Raw genomic sequence first — 19,857 nt, forward strand, 5'->3', positions numbered from 1 at the left:
GTGGCTTAAAATCGCAGGTATTTTGATAATAAAAAACTGATTTTTATTATACCAAGCTATAAGCTCTTTTAAAGATTTGGAAAGTCTAAGCGATTTGTAAAAAAGTGGGCCACTGAAACCCTTATAACGCGGATGCATTGTAACTCAAAAATAAGAATAAATCAAGATTTCTTAAAAAATCACCCGCTTTTTTCATCTTTTAACAACCCTTTTAAACAAGAACCGCTTTTTATAATCAAAATAAGTCTTTTCTCCCACTATATCGGTTTAAAAATAATTTTATCGGTCATTTTTTACGATGAGTTGGCTTTTTAATCTTTAGATCGCGTTTGGTTGTTCTTGCTTGTTTCTGAGGTTAGGGTAAAATAACGATTACCCCCCTAGTTTTTTTGCCAGAGATTAGGGGGTAAGATTACCTTTCAAAAGATTATTATGTCCAAAAAACATGGTAAAAAACCTTTGGTTCTATTATACTTAAAAATACCTCTTTTATAAGTCTAGGGTTAAAACAGTGGTTAAAAAAACCCATTAAGCCAAAGGTTTCCTCTGCTTAAAAAGTAGGGGTTTTCCTTTAGGGTCAATCGCTTGTTATTTATTGCCATTTATTGCCCATTTTCAATGGTTTGAATCTCTTCATCGGTGAGGTTGTAGAGCTGATAGACTAAGGCGTCAATTTCTTGCTCTAATTCCTGAGTGTTGGCTTTGGGGTCTTTCTCTTTTGTTTGTAAGATCCGCTCTGTGCAATCGGCGATTTTTTGGGCTGATTCTTGGTTTTGTTGGGTGATTTGGGGAATGGGGAGCCGTTCTAAAAAAGCCTTTTTATAGCGATAACCACTCTCACCTAGTCCACCGCCTGCGTAGAAAGTTTTGAAAGCAAAAGTAATCAATTTAGAATGCAACATTCCTAAAAGATAGTGTAAATGCTCTCCTGTGAGAATAAAGCTCGTGGCTTCTGCATAACAATATCCTAACTCACATGATCCATTATCTAAATAAAATCGTGGCTCTTGCACGATCTCGCCATACACAATTTTTTCTTTTTCAAACTCTTCAATATACGCGCAATTCCTGAGATGGTAGGGGGTGTCTCCTTGATCGGATCGTGTTGCAATAGCGTCCCAATGAGAGTCTAAATGCGCTTTGAGCGTGGGGTATTTTTCTATATCTATTGGAGGGATTTTATGATTAGAAAAAGAAGTATAGCCATTATGGGTGTTAATCAGCCACTCCCCCGCCCACTCATAACGATACCGCTTAATATTTCTCCCTCTTAAAACGGGTTTGATAAGCTTTTGAGTTCTTTCTCTTTCGCTCATTCCCATGCCATCTTTTTGCGAATCATCGCAATTTTTTAAGATTTCGTCTCTTTTTTCAGTGGGAATGATAAAGGCTTCGTTGCAGCCGGTTTTTATCCCGTAATTGATTTGAATACCCCAGTCTTTAAGCGGGGTACCGTTTTGTTCTATTTTATCCCTTAAATCTAAAAGCTTGGTGTTGGCAAAAATAAAGCTTTCTGTTTTGAGCGCGTTTTGTCTCATAAGTAGGGGGTGGGTGTTTTTCAAATCGTTTTTATCGTTTGGGGTGGGTTCGTAATATTTAAAGCGGCTCTCTTTAAGGGGCACTTGTTTGATGGAATTGATGATGCTTGTATCCACTGTAGCGCTTTCAAAGACTTTTAAGGCACTCAATTCCATGTAGCTAATAATGGTGGTGTTTTTGAGTAAAAACTCTCTTAATTTAGCGCCGTATTTAGCGCGTGTGTATTTGTTAGAAGTGATGAAAGCGTTAAACCCCTTTTCTTTTAAAAGATTGGAAGCTAGGGCAAAAAAGTAGGTGTAAATGTCAGCGGAGCTGTTATAGAAATTTTGGTATTGCTTTTCTAATAAAGGTTTTAAGTCTTTGATTTTTTCTTGGCGGATATAAGGCGGGTTGCCCATGATGCAATCAAAGCCTAAAAAATTCCCCTCATCATCCAGCACTTCAGGGAATTCAAAGCGCCATTCAAACGCATTTTGATACTCCCTACCACTTAAGGCGTCATCAAGCCTTTTTCTCAAAGTTCTAATACGCCCATAAGAAGCAAAAGCCTCTTCCTGTTTTTCAGGGCTTAGTTCAGGCGTGCCAAAAATATTTGGGATAAAATAACTTAAGCCATCCAGCAAACTCTTATCATCTAGGGCAAAATCATTGTAATTGTTAATGTGTTTTTCAATAGCCTTTTCAAGCTCTGTTTTAGTTTTAGGGTCTTTGAGCGTGAGCGAAAAAGTGTTTTTTAAGTCTGAGATTTTGTTAATAAGATCTGCTTTATTGAAGGGATAGAGAGGGTTTGGGTCTTTGTATTGGGCGACTAGATCTTTGTATTCTTGGACTTTTTTCTTGATATTAGGAATCTTTTTGAGATCGTCATTCAAACTAAAGCGTGAAATCAAGCTGTTACCGCATTTGATATTAATATCAATGTTGGGGAGGGTTTCAAGCGCTTGGGTGTTACCTTTTTCATCAAAAATATAGTAGCTGTATTTTAAAAGCTCTATCCATAATCTGAGCTTGGTGATTTCGCAAGAGTTGGGGTTAATATCCACGCCAAAAAGGCAGTTTTCAATGATGGATTTCTTAAGCTCAAAGAGTTCTTTTTGGATTTGGTGGTGATCGTCGTTTTCAATCTCTGGCATTGTGTAGTTAAAGATCCCGCCCTTTGGCGTGCGGATGATGATTTCATCGTTTTCCAATATGAGATCGCAGCGATACAAAGAAGTGATAAGCCCTAGATCGTAAGCAATCCATACCATTTCATTGAGTGCAGAGACTAAAAAATGCCCACTCCCCACCGCCGGATCGCAAATGCGTAAGGTTAAAAGCGTGTTCAGGTATTCTTTGTGTTTATCCTCTTTGTAGCTATCTTTTAGATAATTTTGTAATTCTGTTAAATCTTCACACTTTATTTGATAGGTTTGATTGAATTTATCCAACACAATTGATGTGATACTCTCTTTGCACATGTAGCTTGTGATAAGGCTTGGGGTATAAAAACTCCCCTCTTTATAGCCGTTAAGTTTTTCAAAAACAAGCCCGAGCACGGCTGAATTGATCAGCGTGTCGTGGTTTTGCTTCACTCCTTGCTTGATGTCTTTAGGGGTGGTGGTGAAGTCATAAGCATGCAAAAATGCAAAAAGGTATTCCAGCAAGGGCAAAGATTTTTTGTCGTCTTTTTTGAGAATGGATTGGGGATAAAGCTCTAAGGAATTGTTATTGAGCAATTTGATTTGATAATTCTTTAATTCTAAGGGCGTTTTATCAAACAAACTGGAGTTCAAATAAGGGATTTTTTCTAAAATCTTGTTTTCTTTAATCGCTTGGGAGCGTTCGCTGTTTTTCTTGGCTAAAACTTCAAAAAAGAGGGTGTTTAGGGCGTTGAAATGCTTAAAGTTTTCTGTGGTTAAAAAAGGTTTTTCAAAATGCTTGAAAGAGATTAAAAGGCTTTCTAAAAGCCGTAAAAATAAAATGCGGTTATTCCAAGCGATCAGTAACGCCATGACTTCTTCATCATCTAAATTGTTGTATTGCTCTTTTAGGGCATCGCTTAGGGAGTTTTTGGTATGGCTGGGTTTGATTAAAATTTTCCCATCCCTACTTTGCTCTTCTAACCCCAAAATATAAAGCAATTCTTTATAAAAATTTTTGTTAAGCGTGTTGGCATCAAGGGTTCTTTTTTGTTTTAAAAGAGCTTCTGGGCTTAAAACTTGATAGATCAAGGGGAGTTCTTCATCGCTCCAATCGTTCAAATTAAAATAAGTGTATGGGAGTTTGCCTTGAAAATTTTCTTGCAAATACAATTCTAACTCGCTGTAAAATTTTGGTTTTGAAGAATCTGTGCCTTCTTTTTTAACGCAATTTTTATAGAATTGTTTGATGCATTTATCTTCTTTTAAAAAGAGCAAATCTTTACAATCAAAGAGAAAATATTCATGCGCGTTGCAGATAATGGTGTGTTTTAGGGAATTGTTTTTTTCTTTTTCGGTTTCATCTAAAAAATACAAAACCATTTGACAAAAGGCTTTACTGAGCAACTTTGTTTTGTCTTTGGGGAATTCATTTTTATTACTCAATTTTTTGACTTCAATAAGCACCAAAACTTCTTCATTACTATTATAAATCGCGCTATCAACTTTTTTATAAGTGTTGCATTCATATTCATAGACATTGTCTAAAAATTTGTTGATTTTGTTTTTTTGAAACTCTTCATCATCTTGTTTTGGCGCGTTTTCTAGCAAGCTTTTTATTTCTTTTTTAAATTTTTTTATAGTTTCTATTGTGGGTGTTTGGGGACTATACTTTTTAATGAAATCTTTGAGTGGGTTGAAAATGAAACTGATCATAAAATGCCTTTGAGATCTAATGAAATGCGATCAAATTATAGCAAAATGGCTGTGAAATCCAAAGAAAACGCTTTTCTTTAAAACCGCGCTTTTCGCTATTCAAACGCGAGTTATAAAATAGAATTTTAGATAAAGTTAAAAAGTCAAATTGTTTCATGTGAAACATTGGGGTAATGGATCTATTTTAACTCTGTTTTGTATGGTTTAAAACTTCATTGATCAACGCGCTTAATTGATCCTTACTCATCTTTGTTTTGTATTCAATATTCACGCCTTGCTTTTTTAAAGCTTCAAAAAATTTCTCAGCGGTTGAAATTTTTCGCTCTTCTTCAGGGCGCAATTGGATTTCTCTATCATACCCCTTAGTTTCTATCACTAACAACACTTTTTTATCGTTATTTTCAACCACATACCCAAAATCAGGGCTATAAGATTGATTCAATCCTACTGGGATCTTAACCCTAGGGAGTTTGCCAAAAACAATGATTTTGGTATCGTTAGATTCTTCAATCGTGCCTTCTTCAGCCTCACTATCCACTTGCATGAAATTTTCATACAAGCATTTTTCTCGCGCGCTTGCATTTTTAATTTCATATTTTCGTGCCCCTAAACTCCCATCTAAAAATTCTCTAACCTCTCCCTTTTCATCATAAAACGCATCGTTTTTTTTGTTTTTAATAGCCGTTTCGCGCATTTGATAGGAAATTTTATCTTTAATATTTTGATAAATAATTTCTAAAAATAGATCCCCTAAGCGCCTTAAGCTCTCTTGTTCATTGTTTTTAATTGAGTTAAACTTTTTTGCATCAATTTTTTCTAATACTTTAGCCACGCTTTTAAAACTCAATTTCACCTTATTAGACAAGGCACTGATAAATTCATGCAAGCTAAATGAACATGCGCTTTTTTGCTCAATAGACTTTGCCACTTCGTTTTTTTTCATGGTTTCTACTTTTTTATGCGTTGTAACCGCAACGAATTTTGAACTGATTTCAAAAGAAGAATTGATTTTTTTGACAATCTCTTCAATCAAGCGCTCGCTATCAATAGCATAAGTGATCCAGGCTTTACAATTCAAGATTTCCCATAAGGCTTCAAATTTTTTAAAATTTTCTTGATTGATTTTAATTTTTTCAATTTTTCGCTCGTTTTTGTTTCTCACCCTGGAATGGCCAATCAAGCGATCTTTTAAAAAATCTTTTAATTTTTCAAAATCCAAGTATTTTTCACTTTTTAATTCTTCTAATTTTGGCTCTTTTTCTAAAAATTCATTTTGATTGAGAGTGAGTTTAAAATTCCCATCATCTGTGTTTTCCCCAAAACCCAAACCCTCTAATTTGTCAAACAAAGCCCCATAAAACCCTTTTTTAATCACCCCATTTTCTTCCAACTCCCCCCCACTAAATTCCTTTTTAATCAAGCTATGTTCGCTTATCTCTTGCTGGATTGCTCCCACAAAATCCCCCTCAACTTGCGGCACGATCACCACCAATTCATTGACAAAATCAAAATCAACATGCTCTTTAGTGATGCGTTCGCCCTTTTGATTCACAGCGAGCCTTAAGCCTCTGCCAATTTGTTGCAATTTAGTGATATTAGAATGGCTGGGGGCTAATTTGCAAATCGTCATCACATTAGGGTTATCCCACCCCTCTTGCAACGCCCATTGCGAAAAAATAAACCTGAGATCGGAATCAAAACTCAGCAATTTTTCTTTTTCTTTTAAAATGAGTTCAATCGCTTTAGCTTCATCGCCCTCTTTATTGCTTTTAGCAAAATACCCTCCATGCACTTTTTTAATGTCATCTTTAGCGCGCTCTAAATACGCTCTATAATTTTTATCTAAAGGCTTTTTTAAAACTTCTTCAAGCTCTTGTTGGTAAAGTTTTTCAAATAAAAGGGCTAATTTAGCCGGCTTTTCATTTTCACTTAAATAGCTATTCACCCCGCTAATAAACACCATGCACAAGGCTTTAACCCCTTTTTTATAAAGCTCTTCTTCTCTTTCAAAATGGCTTTCTATCGCTATTCTTAGCATCATTTCTTGCTCACCCTCTAAAAGATGGGAAAAAGATTCTTTTTGATCCAACAATAAATTAAAGCCATTAAGAAATAGCACTTCCTTTTTAGCGATTTTTTCTACAATATAATCTTTTAAAGTGCTGATATTGGTTAGCTCCCCCAAATTATCGTGCTTTTTGACTTTAACGCTTTTAGTTTTATTTTCTAAATCCGTGTAGCTAATCATCGCTTCGTATTCATTTTGTATTTTTTTAATCTCTTTAACTTCCAAAAAATACTCTTGACTCTCTCCCACAGACGCCACGCTAATGCTTTTCACTAGCCCATCATCAAACGCTTTTTTGCTGTCTAATGCATAAATCAAATTATTATAATCATCTCTAAAAGTCGCCCCAAACCTGAGCGTGATCAAAGCGTTTAATTTTTCCAAATAATTCTTTGTTTTATCGCCTAAAAATCGGTGCGGTTCATCCATGATCACTACTGGGCGGATATTGGCTAAAGCTTGCATGTAACTTTTTGCACCATTGAATAAATTCATGTTTTCTAAACATGATTTATTGATAATGTTGCCCTCTTTATTAAAAGCAGAAAAAGTCATCACCAAAACACAGCATTTGTGATTACTCACTAAAATAAAGCTTTCAATATCTTCATAGCTTTCTAAATGCGTGTTAGAATACTCGCTTTTAAAAAACTCTCTTGTGATTTCAATATTCTTTAAAACCCCTAATTTAATGGCGTTGCTTGGCACTAAAACGATAAATTTTGACAAACCATATTCTTTGTGCAAGGCATAAACGCATTCCAAAAAGCAAAAGGTCTTCCCCGTACCTGTTTCCATTAAAATATCGCAATTTAACGACTTCTCAATCCCTATAATTCCTTGGGTTATTTTTTGCTCTGATTGCAAGTTTTTGATATTTTCTAATAAAAGATCTTTGAGCGCCTCTATTTCAAAAACAGGGTTAAAAATCCTTTGAACATCCTTTTGTGACTCTCTCAATCTAATCCCATTAAACACCCCTAAAATTTGCTTCAAGCATTGCTCTTGATAATTTAATCGTTTGAATTTGATTTTCATCATCTATCTCCTACTTTTTAAATCGTTAATCTCTAAATGCAATTCATTCAAATTACTGCTCAATTCCAAATATAAATTATCGTTACTGATATTAAGCATATACATGCTAATTTTTTCTACCCCTTTATCTTTCAAGTTTTCTAAAACTTCGCTCATTTCTATATCCCCCACAATGAAAGCCGTATTTTTAGCCAGATACAAAACATTTTCAATCAAGCAAGTTATAGGGGTAGTGAGTTCTAAACCCTCACACCATAAAAGATTCGTTAAAATCGTTTGGGTTTCTCTTTTTTTGGGGTTAGAATAAGCGAATAAATCCTTTTGCTCCACTTCGCTAAGATTTTTATTATAAATAACGCTCATTTCATCATCAACGATTTCAAACGCTTGAAAACCCACATCTAAAAGAGGGCAAGTTTCTTTGATTTTAGCCCCCACTCTTTTAATCCTTTCTTCGGTGATGTCAAAAATGCTTGGGGAGGCAGATTTTAGGGTGTTTAAACAAAAGTCATGCGCGCTTTTGTTTTTCTTGGGATCAATTTTTTCGTCTGATTGGACCAGAATGAATCGCCTTTCTTTAAATTCAGCATTCAAGCCATTAAATAACCCCCCCCCTCACTTAATTTTTGATAATCGCTCTTATTACTCTCTAACACGGCATGCGCGGTTGTCCCGCTCCCAGCAAAAAAGTCTAAAATGATGTCGCCCTCGTTTGTGGATAATTCAATCAATCGGTTAATGAGTTTTAGGGGTTTGGGGTATGAAAAAATTTTTTCTCCATTAAAAATATTTCTTACTTCATTTGCTCCTATATCACTATAAAGATTAGTAATTAAATTAGAATATGCATTCCCACTTTTACGATAGATAATCTTGTAGTTTTTATTATCAATTGCACATAATTCATACATTTTTCTATATGCACACCAAAAACCATCGCTTGTTTTTTGAAATTCAATAAATCCATTTTGATTACCAAAATCAAATAATTTTTTACTCCAAGTATAGCAGTATGATTTCTCTTTTTTAATATTTTGATGATTTTTAAACCATGTGCCATCAGGTGCTTGTATTTCATAATCCAAGCTTTCAATATATTGAAAACTACTTGCAGAACATGAGCGCATTAAAGGAGTGAGCTTATAATGCCCTCTTGTTTCAAAATACTCATCTTTTAAAACATAACCTTTTTCTTCCAATTCTTCTTTTGTATTTTCATGTTTATTTGCTTTAAAATTACATTTTTGATAACAAAAAATATATTCCGTTCTTGTGTCAATCGTTTTATCTTCTGTTGTATTGCCACTTGGCTTATTTTTAGAATGCCATATAAATTGAGCCACAAAATTCCCCTCCCCAAAAATCTCATCGCATAAAAGTTTGAGTTGGGCGGCTTCATTGTCATCAATAGAAATGAAAATCACGCCGTCTTTTTTGAGCAAATCTTTAGCGAGTAACAATCTAGGATACATGAAGCTAAGCCACCCGCTATGGCATTTTGACCCAAAAAGATTGTTGATATAATCCAATTTTTCTTTAGAATAATCCAATTGCTTTAAAAGCTCTTCATTAGATTGTGAAAAATCATCGCTGTAAATAAAATTGTCGTTTTTGGTGTTGTAAGGAGGGTCAATGTAAATCATTTTGATTTTTTCACTATAACTTTGTCTTAAGATTTTGAGAGCGTCTAAATTATCGCCCTTGATGAGGATGTGCTTGCTATTAGATTCGTTTAAGGGTTGTAAAATCTTATCGTTTTTCTTAAAAGCTTGAGTTAAAGCGATTTTTTTACCCACAAAATTCAACCCATAGCCCTCTTCTTTTATTCCGCTAAAATCCCCTAATAACGCTTTTAATTTTTCTGCATCTAGCGTGAGTTTACCACCATTTTCCATGTTCAAGCAACCGGGAAAATAGCGGTTAAAAATCTCTAAATTTTTTTCATTAACGCTTTCTTCTTCACAAATCTCTTTATTTTGCATCTCTGTCCTTTATTTTAAATGATTTAAATTACCCAATTCCACCTTAATTTTCAAATGTTCAATGTTCCTTGTGAAACACTGACATTTTTTAAAAAATCCTGTTTCACTTCAGCGATAATGCTTTCATCTTTAGCCAAATCAATGTATTCAAAGCTATTCCCGCTCTGCTCCCCACCCTGGAGTAAATCTCCGCTCTTTCTGTATTCTAAATCCAATTCAGCGATCTTAAACCCGTCTAATTCCTCAGCAAACTTTTCTAATCGTTCGTTTTCTTCTTGAATCGTGCATAAAAAACAATAGCCTTTCAAACCATTACGAGACACACGCCCCCTTAATTGGTGCAAGGTCGCTAAGCCTAACCTTTCAGGCGCTAAAACCACCATCACGCTCAATCGCGGTAAAGAAATGCCCACTTCAATGAGCGTGGTCGCTAAAAGAATACTCCCTGACTCTCTAAATTCTTCAATCACCTCTTCTTTATTTTTATCTTGCCCTGAAGTGATATAAACATTTTTAAAGCGTTTTTGCCAAAAGCTTGCCCCCTCACTCAGCGATAAATAGGGGATTTTTTCGCTCTCATTCACAAGAGGATAAACGACAATGACTTGATGGTTTTTAGCGATTTCTTCGCTAATTTTCTCCATAACTAATTTAAATTCCCTTTTATGCAAAACCAGAGTTTTAATCTCTTTAGGGTAGGGGATTCCTCTAATCATAGTCGTTTGGACAAACGCGCTTTTGGCTAGAGCTAGAGTGCGAGGAATGGGGGTTGCGGAAAATTGCAAGGAATGGGGTTTATTGCCCTTACTGCTCGCCATTTTTTCTAATTGGTAGCGCTGTTTTGTGCCAAACCTGTGCTGCTCATCAGTGATCACCAGAGCAAATTCATCTAAATCGCGCTTATCAAATAACAACGCTTGCGTGCCTATAACAACATGAGTGATTTTTTCAAATAAATGATTTTTTTTATGACTCCCGCCTAGCAATAATTCCACTTCAAAATAAGGGGGTAAAAATTTTAAGGCTTCGTTATAAAGCTGTTTAGCGAGAATGGAAGTGGGCGCCATTAAAAGGGTTTTATTAGGATAAGCTAATACCATGCTCGCTAAAATCACCATCGTTTTCCCGCACCCCACATCGCCTACAATCAAACGCTTACACGCTATAGGGCTAGTGAGATCGTTTTGGATTTCTTTAATGGCGTTTTGTTGGTCGTTAGTGAGTTTAAAGGGTAAAGAAGCGATGAAATGATTTAAGCGCTCGCTATTATTGGGGCATATGATTTTAGCGTTGAATTGCAATTTTTTACGCTCTAAATTTTTCATATAAAAAAGCATTTCAATATATTTTAATGCATTTAAATGCTGTGAAGGGAAAGTTTTATAGTATTCATAATCTTTGAGAAAATGTGGAGTGGGGAAAAAGATTTCTAATAACAGATGCGCGATATTTTCTTTAATACCTTCATTTTTTAGATTTTCTAAAGAAATGAGTTTTTGCAAATTTTCTTGGATTTTTTTATGGTTTTTGGCTTTTTTAAAAAGCAAAGAAATGCCGCCAAATTCTTTAAGGATTTTAGGCGTGTTAATAATATAAGCTTGATTAAAAGAGCTTTGCTCTAATTTACCATAAATAAATAAACTCTCGCCGATTTTAAATTGGTTGTAATGGAACGCGCTGTAATTGAAAAAGACAAGCTCTAAATTTTTGCAAAATCGTTTGGAATAAGCAAAAATCTTTAAAACTTTGGCATAGTTTTTTTTATCTAAAACATCCACTTCTAATACGCCGCTCAAACCCATTTCAAAACGCTCTAACAAGCTTAAATCTTTATAACCCTTAGGCGTATAAACAAGCAAGGCTTCTAAAAGCGATTTCACATTCAATGTTTTTAATAAATGATTTATTTCTTGCAATTTGTTCTTACCCTAGCTAATCCCATAAAAAGCCTTAACCTCATTAGTTTTATCCTAGTATTTTAACCATTTTGTGATAAGATAATCAAATTATACATTGACTTAAGGAATAAAATCATGCAATCTAAAATCACTCATTTTATCGCTATTTCTCTTGTTTTAACCCTGTTTAGCGCGTGTAAAGATAGAGTTAAAAAATCGTCTCAATCGCACCAAAATCAGCATCAAACGACTGAAACGGCTCCTAAAACCAATCAAGCTAATCAAACCAATAGCGATGTGGAAAAAATTGAGCATGAAGAAGATGATGAAAAAATCACTAAAGAAGTGGATGATTTGATCGATGAAGAAAATAAAACAGATGAAATCAATGAAGAAAACGCTCAACCGCAAAAAAGGAATAACAATATTTTGCAACGATCCACTAACCACCTGGACAATCTCAGCTCCCCACTCAATAGGAATTATTAAATTTTGAGACGTTTTTCAAAGGATTTGCTTAAAAAAATAACCCCCCTGTTTTTAAGCGTTTCTTTTTTAAGCCCCCCCATTATAAAAGCAAAAAGCCGTTTTTATGTGGCTTCCCAATACCAAGTGGGCAAGATGATCATGCAAAAATACAACGACTTGAAACGCACGATCGAAGGGGCGAGCTTTTCTTTAGGCTGGGAGATTAACCCCACTAATTACTGGTTTTATTCTCGTTATTATTTTTTTATGGATTATGGGAATGTGATGCTCAATAAGAGAACGGGCGCTCAAGCGAACATGTTCACTTACGGCTTGGGGGGGGATTTGATCGTGGAATACAATAAAAACCCCATGTATGTTTTTTCGCTTTTTTACGGCATGCAAATTGCAGAAAACACATGGACGATTTCCAAACACAGCGCGAATTTTATCATCGATGATTGGCGCAGCATTCAAGGGTTTTCACTCAAAACCTCTAATTTTAGGATGCTGGGCTTGGTGGGGTTTAAATTCCAAACCGTGCTATTCAACCACGACGCTAGCATAGAAGTGGGGGTCAAATGGCCTTTTGCCTTTGAATACAACTCTCCTTTTGTGAGAATGTTTGCTATTTTTATTTCGCACACTTTCTACCTCTAAACCAATTCCAACCCTACTGGGCAATGATCACTCCCTAAAATATCTTTATAGATTAAAGCGTCTTTTAAACGCGTTTTTAGACTATTGGAACATAAAAAATAATCAATGCGCCAACCGATATTTTTATCTCTCGCTTGTTGCATATAACTCCACCAAGTATAAGCCTTTTCTTTATTGGGGTAAAAATAACGGAAAGTGTCAATAAAACCGGCATTTAAAAGCTCGTTGAATTTCCCTCTCTCTTCATCGCTAAAGCCTGCATTTTTTCGGTTTGTTTTAGGGTTTTCTAAATCAATTTCATTGTGAGCCACATTCAAATCTCCGCACACAATGACAGGTTTTTTCAACTCTAAAGCTTTTAAAAATCTTCTAAACTCTACTTCCCAACTCATGCGGTAATTGAGTCTGGATAGGGCTTGTTGGGAATTGGGGGTATAAATGTTCACTAAATAAAACGATTCAAACTCGCAAGTGATGATGCGCCCTTCTTTGTCATGCTCTTCAATATTGATACCATAGCTCACGCTCAAAGGCTCTTTTTTGGTGAAAGTCACCACCCCAGAATAGCCTTTTTTGATCGCGCAATTCCAAAAATCAAAATACCCTTTAAATTCAAAGGTGTTTTGTTCTTGTTGCATTTTAGATTCTTGAATGCAAAAAATATCCGCATCCACGCTATTGAAAAAATCCATAAAGCCCTTAGTCATGCAAGCTCTCAAACCATTCACATTCCATGAAATCAATTTCATTTTAATCCTTGTTCAATTTTTTAATCTTTAAGCTTTATTTTACCTTTTTTATGTGATAATTAGCTTTTGCTTGGCTTGATAGCTCAGTCGGTAGAGCAGAAGACTGAAAATCTTCGTGTCGGTGGTTCGATTCCGCCTCAAGCCACCATTTCAAACCCTATTAAATAAATAGTTCCCTTTTTTCACACAAACAACTTCAGAATTTTCAACGCTCAAAGGCGTGCTTTTAGCTCGCGGTTTTTCTTCTATCTCTAACGCCATGCACACCCCTTCTTTCAAACGCACATGGTTTTTAACCCATTCTTTGTATTCACTGCTTTCTTTGATTGCATCGTTTAAATAATGCCCCTCATACACTTCCACAAATTCCATGAATTTTTTATCCAATTTCAATTCATCTTGTGTGACTTCACTTTTTCGCGTAGAAGAATAAGACAATTCATTGGTTTCATAAAAAGTTGGCTCTATTTGATCATCTTGTTTAGGGCGTTCATAAGTAGCTTTCACTAACTGAGAAGTGATTTCATATTGGCTATTCCATGCTTGTTTTAAAGGCTCTTCTATCAAATAGCATTGCCTAATAGTGCCGTCTTTTCGCATTCTAGCCCTTTTGCATTTTTCTGTGGTGCTTTTAGCTTGAAGAATCGTGAAATTGTTTTTAGCTTCAAAAGTTTGGGGCTCTTCTATGGGCTCTGTTTTATGAACAGAGATTTTGGTATAAGGGGTGATGATTTTACCGCTTTTATTTTCAGCCGTGCTGTAATCGCAAGGGGTAATGTCTGTGGTGGTTTGTTTGTCTTCATTAATGCGTTTTAAAATGCTTGGGCGATAGGCTTGTAAATTTTCATCATCATAAACCCACTTTCCGCACGCAAATTCCTTGATATTAGGATCTCTAATGGCTTGTTTTTCCCCACTATTTTCATTATTATTGTTCTCATTATTTTCGTTGTTTTCATTACTTTCATTTGTGTCAGCGTTAGGGGTTTTATCGTTAGAGAGGGTTTTTTCAGTTTGAGGCACCATAAAAATCCCACCTCCTTGATTGGATGAAGAGTTTTCAGAAGTCGTGTCGCCTGTTTTGGCTTCGCTTTTTGTTTTAGGGAGACTTAAAGGCACTAAAAGGTTATTTTTAGGAGCTTTAGAATTGAGTTTGTTAGGGTAATCCAAATAGGAAAATTTTTGAGATTGTTGCGATGAACTGGGTTTGTTTTGTGGTTTTTGTTTCGGCAAATTTAAAGAAGTGGTTTGGTTGGAGTAGGGGTCTTTTAATTCTCTTGAAGAAAAGACAATTTGCGTGTTTTTAGGGATAATAGAGCGATTGGGGTTTAAGTTCGTTTCTAAAGAAGGTTTATCATTGAGAGGTTGATAAGAATTTTCTTTAGCGATATGGGTGATAGTGAGCGTGAGTTTTTGGTGTGGTGAGATTTTGTAAGTCCCTAAAACCTGTTTTGGTTCGTTAGAATCTATGATTCTAGCCTTAAAAGTGCCTTTAGATGGTGAGGTTTTGATTTCTTCTAAAAGTTCGATGACAAAAGCTTGAAGGGGGATTAAAAAAAGCAAGAAAAGACAAAGGATTTTTTTCATGCAAGTTCCTTTTTGTTTTGATTATAGCTTAAAAAGAGATTGGATAAAGATTATGGGTAAAATAAGGCTTAAATAAAAGATATTTAGTAACAGTAGTAGGGGCGTGAATCAATGGAATGAAACATTAATAAGGCTTTAAGGGTGTGCGTTTTTTAGGGGGTTGTGGGGTTTAGAAAAAAGTGAATGAAACGCTTTTTGATAAGCCTTTTTTCATTCACTCAAATTCAGTGTTGTTTTTTGTCATTCAATTCATTCAAGCGGTTTTTAATCTCTTCTTTAAGGCTTAAGACAAAGGGGTTTTTTTCTTCAAGCATTTTTTTGATACTAGAATACATTTTAGAAATGCTTGAATGATCTTTTAAATCCAAAAATTGAGCGAGCGAAAGCGTGGGGTTTGGGGTATAAAGCCTTGCAAAATACACGACTAATTTTCTTGCTAAAGCGACATTTTTTTGGCGTGAAGAGACTTTGATTTCACTGGATTTTAGGTTCAAGCTTTGTGCGACAGCGAGTAAGATATTTTCCAAGCTTGAGCCTTCAGCCTGATCTTTTTGCAAATCTTCTAAAACGGTTTTGGCGAGATTCAAATCAATAGGGGCGTTCATTAGGTTTGCATTCACGCTGATTTTAATGATCGCTCCTTCCATTTGGCGGATATTGTCGCTGATGTGTTGGGCGATGTATTCCATCACTTCTTCAGGCAAAATGATTTTATTGAGCTGGCATTTTTGCTTGACAATAGAAAGCTTGGTTTCTAAATCAGGGGGCATGATTTTAGCGGTTATCCCCCATTCAAAGCGCGATTTTAGGCGATCTTCTAAACCGGCGATGTTTTTAGGCGATCTGTCTGAAATCAACACGATTTGTCTGTTATTGGCGTGCAATTCGTTGAAAGTGTGGAAAAATTCCTCCTCTAGTTGGGGTTTTCCTTGCAAAAATTGGGCGTCATCCAATAAGAAAAAGTCGCAATGGCGGTATTTTTCTTTAAAAGAATCCATGGAGCGGTTGTTCAAATGCTTCAAAAAGTCCCTTAAAAAATCTTCAGAAGTGACTAGCACGACTTTTTTATGCTTTTCTAGGGCATGATTGCCGATAGCGTTTAGAATGTGCGTTTTGCCTAACCCTGTGCCGCCATAAAAAAGCACCGGGTTATAAGGGGGAGTGTCGCTTTGGGCGATTTTTTTAGCGATTTCATAAACGGTGTTATTGCATGAGCCTACGACAAAATTTTCAAAAGTGTAAGAGTCTTTGATGCTGGATTTTGTGGCTTTGTAATTGATATTAGAATGATCGCTAACATGGACTTTAGAGGCTACTTCAATACGCACATCCACGCTATGGGCTAGATGCATGCCGACTTTATTTTGGCTCAAAATCTCTTTGAGCAACGCGCTGTATTTAGCCGTAATGGTGCTGCATAAGACCATGTTTGGGGCGTAAAAAAAGGCAATATCGCTCTTGCTCGCGTTAGGGTTGTATTTGAGCTGGCTTAAGTAATTTTCGTATTCTATAGGGCTAACTTGTTGCTTGGCTAACTCTAAGATTCTTTTTTCAATGTCGTTATTCGTATCCATAACGTTATTATAGCGTGAATAAGTTGTGAATGAAAAAGGAAAGACATGTGAATGAAATGTGAATGAAGCCTTAAATTAAGGTATTTTTTTAAAGGTTTGTCTATAATGCTTACTTCAATAATAAGCGAAAAAAGGATTTTCATGCTGCTTTGTGCTGGAAGAAATGAAGCTTTAAAAGGAGCGGTACCTATTGGTGTGGGTTTGATAGAAAGCGCGATAAACCTAACGAGAATATGCTTAAAAAACCCTAGTATAGAGAGCGTTATTTTTATAGGGAGCGCGGGGAGTTATAGCCTAGAAATTGAGCTTTTAAGCGTGTTTGAAAGCGCTCAAGGCTATCAAATTGAAGAGAGTTTTAGCCATCTAAATAGCTACACGCCTTTAGACAATTTCATTCAAATAGAAACTAAAGAGAAGGCGCTTTTTAAAAGGGCGCGTGTGAATAGCAGTAACTATATCCATACAAACGAAATGTTTGCTGCAAAAATGGTTCAAAAGGGCGTTTTATTAGAAAACATGGAGTTTTTTAGCGTTTTGAGCGTGGCTAAAACTTTTTCTTTAAAGGCTAAAGGGATTTTTTGCGTGAGTAATCATGTGGGGCTTAATGCACGCAAGGAATTTAAGGAAAACCACGCCAAAGTCAAACAAGTTTTAGAAAACACGATTGATAGTTTAGCTATCATGTAGCATTCTAAATTAAAGGCAATCAAATGTTTGAAAAAATGCGCAAGATTTTAGCGGATATTGAAGATTCGCAAAATGAAATTGAAATGCTTTTAAAATTAGCGAATTTGAGTTTGGGGGATTTTATTGAGATTAAAAGAGGGAGCATGGACATGCCAAAGAGCGTGAATGAAGCGTTTTTTACGCAATTAAGCGAAGAAGTGGAGCGCCTAAAGGAGCTTATCAACGCTTTAAATAAAATCAAAAAAGGGTTATTGGTGTTTTAAATGTGTGGGATTGTAGGTTATATAGGGAATAGTGAAAAAAAATCCATTCTTTTAGAGGGCTTGAAGGAATTAGAATACAGAGGTTATGATAGTGCTGGTTTGGCCATATTGAGCGATAATCGTTTGGAAGTGTTTAAAGCTCAAGGGAAATTAGAAAACCTTATATCAGAGCTTAAAGATAAGGAGTTTTTGAATTTTGGCGTGAGTATCGCTCACACCAGATGGGCAACGCATGGGAAACCAAACAGCGTGAATGCCCATCCGCATTTTACAGAAAATTTAGCCTTAGTGCATAATGGGATCATTGAAAATTATGCGAGTTTGAAAAAAGGATTAGAAAATAAAGGGCATGCGTTTTTGAGCCAAACGGACACGGAAGTCATTGCACATCTCTTAGAAGAAACGCTTAAAAGCGAGAGCGATTTATTGAAAGCCTTTGAAAAAAGCATCAGCCTTTTAGAGGGGAGTTATGCGATTTTAATGCTCCATAAAAGGGCCAAAGAGAGCTTGTTTTACGCTAAATCTTCTTCACCTTTAATCGTGGGTAAGGGGCAAGAGGGGTTGTTTTTTGCGTCAAGTTTGAGCGTGTTAGCCCCTAAAGTGGAGCAATTTGTCATCTTAGAAGAAAACAGCGTGGGGCAAATTTCTTTAGAGAATTTTCAAGATTTAAAACACATTGAAAACATGAAAGATTACGCCTTTGACAATAAGGATTATTCTAAAGGGAATTTTAGGAATTATTTAGAAAAAGAGATTTATGAGCAGCATAGCAGTTTGTTAGAGTGTTTAGAGGGGCGTTTGGAAGCCTTGAATGTGTATTGCGAGATCGATCCTAAATTTTTAGAAAATGTGAGTGAGATCACGCTGTGTTCTTGTGGGAGTAGCTATCATGCGAGTTTGGCGAGCGTGTATTTGTTTGAAAGGTTGGCCAAAATAAGAGCGAGAGCCATTTTAGCGAGCGAATACCGCTACGCCAATTTCAAAAGCAACCCTAACGAGCTTTTTATAGCGATTTCTCAAAGCGGAGAAACCGCTGACACTTTAGAGGCTTTAAAATTAGCCAAAGCGCAAGGGCTTAAAACCATTAGTTTGTGTAACGCCCCTTTTAGCATGATGAACCGCATTAGCGATCACACTTTGTTGATTAGAGCGGGGGTAGAAAGGAGCGTGGCATCTACTAAGGCGTTTTCTTCGCAAGTGATGCTTTTATGGCTTTTGAGCGTGTATGTGGGCAAACAACTAGGGACGATTTCTAAAGAAGAAGAAAAGATCCAAGCTAAAAACATGTTAGATAGCGTGAATGCGATGAAAATAGAGTCTAAATTGCATGAAAAAATCAAGCGCCTATCCAAACGCTACTTGCATGGGCATGGCTTTTTTTATATTGGGCGCGATGTGTTTTACCCGCTTGCTTTAGAGGGGGCGTTAAAACTTAAAGAGATTAGTTACTTGCACGCTGAAGGGTATGCGAGTGCAGAGATGAAGCATGGGCCTATTGCGTTGGTGGATTCTAACCTTTTTACTATTGCGTTATTGTCTAAACATTTATTGTTTGATAAAACAAAAAGCAATATTGAAGAATTGAGCGCTAGGGATTCTACGATTTGCGTGTTAAGCTCTGAAGTTTTAGAAATCGCTGATGATTTTATCCAATTAGAAGAGAGTGAAAGCTACATGGAAGAATTTTTCCGCATGAATTTAGCGATGCAACTTTTAGCTTTAGAAATCGCTATGCGCTTAAATCATGATGTGGATCACCCAAGAAATCTGGCTAAAAGCGTAACCGTGGAATGAGCTAATAGCGATACAGGAGTAAAATAATGGAAGTGATTTGTAAGCATCACACCCCTTTAGACATTGCAAGCCAAGCGATCCGCACTTGCTGGCAAAGTTTTGAATACAGCGATGATGGAGGTTGTAAGGATAAGGCATTGATCCATAGGGTGGGGAATATCTTTAGGCATTCTTCCACTTTGGAGCATCTTTATTACAATTTTGAAATTAAGGGTTTGAGTAGGGGGGCGTTACAAGAATTGAGCCGACACAGAATAGCGAGCTTGAGCGTGAAATCAAGCCGTTACACTTTAAGGGAATTGAAAGAAGTGGAGAGTTTTTTACCCCTTAATGAAACGAATTTAGCGAGGGCGGAAGAGTTTTTAGTTTTTGTGGATAATGAGAAAGTGAATGAAATGAGCGTTTTGGCTTTAGAAAATTTAAGGGTTTTATTGAACGAGCATAACATCAAAAACGATTTAGCCAAATACGCCATGCCTGAAAGCTATAAAACGCATTTAGCTTATAGCATTAACGCTAGGAGCTTGCAAAATTTATTGACTTTAAGAAGCAGTAATAAAGCCTTAAAAGAAATGCAAGATTTAGCGAAAGCCTTGTTTGACGCTTTGCCTTGCGAGCACCAATATTTGTTTGAGGATTGTTTGAAGCGCTAAAAGCGAGCAGCAATGGAATTGACAAAGATGGAAATATCAAATTTTAGATCAATCAAAGAT

14 protein-coding genes and 1 tRNA gene are annotated in these 19,857 nt (G+C 36.0%); 7 read left to right on the forward strand and 8 right to left on the reverse strand.

From position 1 onward, the window contains the following. Positions 1 to 602: 602 nt before the first annotated feature. From DYI00_RS06580 to recG, 5 genes are all read right to left on the reverse strand, one after another. Positions 603 to 4,376 carry a type IIG restriction enzyme/methyltransferase gene (locus DYI00_RS06580; protein WP_104709344.1) on the reverse strand — a complete coding sequence of 1,258 codons (3,774 nt, stop codon included), beginning with the start codon at positions 4,374 to 4,376 and terminating at the stop codon, positions 603 to 605. Positions 4,377 to 4,560: 184 nt separating this feature from the next. Beyond that, positions 4,561 to 7,482 carry a type III restriction-modification system endonuclease gene (locus tag DYI00_RS06585; RefSeq protein ID WP_104709352.1) on the reverse strand — a complete coding sequence of 974 codons (2,922 nt, stop codon included), beginning with the start codon at positions 7,480 to 7,482 and terminating at the stop codon, positions 4,561 to 4,563. Between the two features lie 3 nt (positions 7,483 to 7,485). Beyond that, positions 7,486 to 8,076, reverse strand: coding sequence for a hypothetical protein (locus tag DYI00_RS06590; RefSeq protein WP_011576999.1), 591 nt, complete (start codon positions 8,074 to 8,076; stop codon positions 7,486 to 7,488). Beyond that, entirely contained in the window at positions 8,073 to 9,464 is a 1,392-nt protein-coding gene (locus tag DYI00_RS06595; RefSeq protein ID WP_011576998.1) for a site-specific DNA-methyltransferase, read from the reverse strand. The genes DYI00_RS06590 and DYI00_RS06595 overlap by 4 nt, the downstream gene beginning before the upstream one ends. Before the next feature lie 50 nt (positions 9,465 to 9,514). Continuing rightward, positions 9,515 to 11,380, reverse strand: coding sequence for an ATP-dependent DNA helicase RecG (gene recG, locus DYI00_RS06600; protein ID WP_104709347.1), 1,866 nt, complete (start codon positions 11,378 to 11,380; stop codon positions 9,515 to 9,517). Between the two features lie 117 nt (positions 11,381 to 11,497). On the opposite strand from recG, the gene DYI00_RS06605 reads away from it, so the two are divergent. Both DYI00_RS06605 and DYI00_RS06610 read left to right on the forward strand, forming a co-directional pair. Next, positions 11,498 to 11,851: a hypothetical protein gene (locus DYI00_RS06605; protein WP_104687292.1), complete on the forward strand. Its 354-nt coding sequence runs from the start codon at positions 11,498 to 11,500 to the stop codon at positions 11,849 to 11,851. A gap of 3 nt (positions 11,852 to 11,854) precedes the next feature. Then, a complete protein-coding gene (locus tag DYI00_RS06610; protein ID WP_104687291.1) occupies positions 11,855 to 12,490 on the forward strand; it encodes an outer membrane protein in 636 nt (211 codons plus the stop codon). On the opposite strand, the gene DYI00_RS06615 is transcribed toward DYI00_RS06610, so the two are convergent. Beyond that, positions 12,487 to 13,239 carry an exodeoxyribonuclease III gene (locus DYI00_RS06615; RefSeq protein ID WP_104687290.1) on the reverse strand — a complete coding sequence of 251 codons (753 nt, stop codon included), beginning with the start codon at positions 13,237 to 13,239 and terminating at the stop codon, positions 12,487 to 12,489. The two genes, DYI00_RS06610 and DYI00_RS06615, sit on opposite strands and share 4 nt — an antisense overlap. A gap of 72 nt (positions 13,240 to 13,311) precedes the next feature. Between DYI00_RS06615 and DYI00_RS06620 the strand changes: the two genes are divergently transcribed. Next, positions 13,312 to 13,387 (forward strand) — tRNA-Phe (locus DYI00_RS06620). Positions 13,388 to 13,389: 2 nt separating this feature from the next. On the opposite strand, the gene DYI00_RS06625 is transcribed toward DYI00_RS06620, so the two are convergent. Continuing rightward, entirely contained in the window at positions 13,390 to 14,826 is a 1,437-nt protein-coding gene (locus tag DYI00_RS06625; protein ID WP_104709348.1) for a competence protein, read from the reverse strand. A gap of 224 nt (positions 14,827 to 15,050) precedes the next feature. After that, positions 15,051 to 16,400: a chromosomal replication initiator protein DnaA gene (gene dnaA, locus DYI00_RS06635; RefSeq protein WP_011576992.1), complete on the reverse strand. Its 1,350-nt coding sequence runs from the start codon at positions 16,398 to 16,400 to the stop codon at positions 15,051 to 15,053. Positions 16,401 to 16,541: 141 nt separating this feature from the next. On the opposite strand from dnaA, the gene DYI00_RS06640 reads away from it, so the two are divergent. Genes DYI00_RS06640 through thyX form a run of 4 tightly spaced genes read left to right on the forward strand, consistent with a single transcriptional unit; the run spans position 16,542 to position 19,797 of the window. After that, positions 16,542 to 17,087 carry a nucleoside phosphorylase-I family protein gene (locus tag DYI00_RS06640; protein WP_104709349.1) on the forward strand — a complete coding sequence of 182 codons (546 nt, stop codon included), beginning with the start codon at positions 16,542 to 16,544 and terminating at the stop codon, positions 17,085 to 17,087. A 23-nt stretch (positions 17,088 to 17,110) separates the two neighbouring features. After that, positions 17,111 to 17,350 carry a DUF2443 family protein gene (locus DYI00_RS06645; RefSeq protein ID WP_011578562.1) on the forward strand — a complete coding sequence of 80 codons (240 nt, stop codon included), beginning with the start codon at positions 17,111 to 17,113 and terminating at the stop codon, positions 17,348 to 17,350. Further along, positions 17,351 to 19,144, forward strand: coding sequence for a glutamine--fructose-6-phosphate transaminase (isomerizing) (gene glmS, locus DYI00_RS06650; protein ID WP_104709350.1), 1,794 nt, complete (start codon positions 17,351 to 17,353; stop codon positions 19,142 to 19,144). It begins immediately after the preceding gene. A 26-nt stretch (positions 19,145 to 19,170) separates the two neighbouring features. Beyond that, the gene (gene thyX / locus DYI00_RS06655; protein WP_011578560.1) at positions 19,171 to 19,797 is read left to right on the forward strand and encodes an FAD-dependent thymidylate synthase; all 627 of its coding nucleotides are present in this window, start codon (positions 19,171 to 19,173) and stop codon (positions 19,795 to 19,797) included. Positions 19,798 to 19,857: the final 60 nt, after the last annotated feature.

The sequence above is a fragment of the Helicobacter acinonychis genome, assembly GCF_900461455.1.
Classification (GTDB): domain Bacteria; phylum Campylobacterota; class Campylobacteria; order Campylobacterales; family Helicobacteraceae; genus Helicobacter; species Helicobacter acinonychis.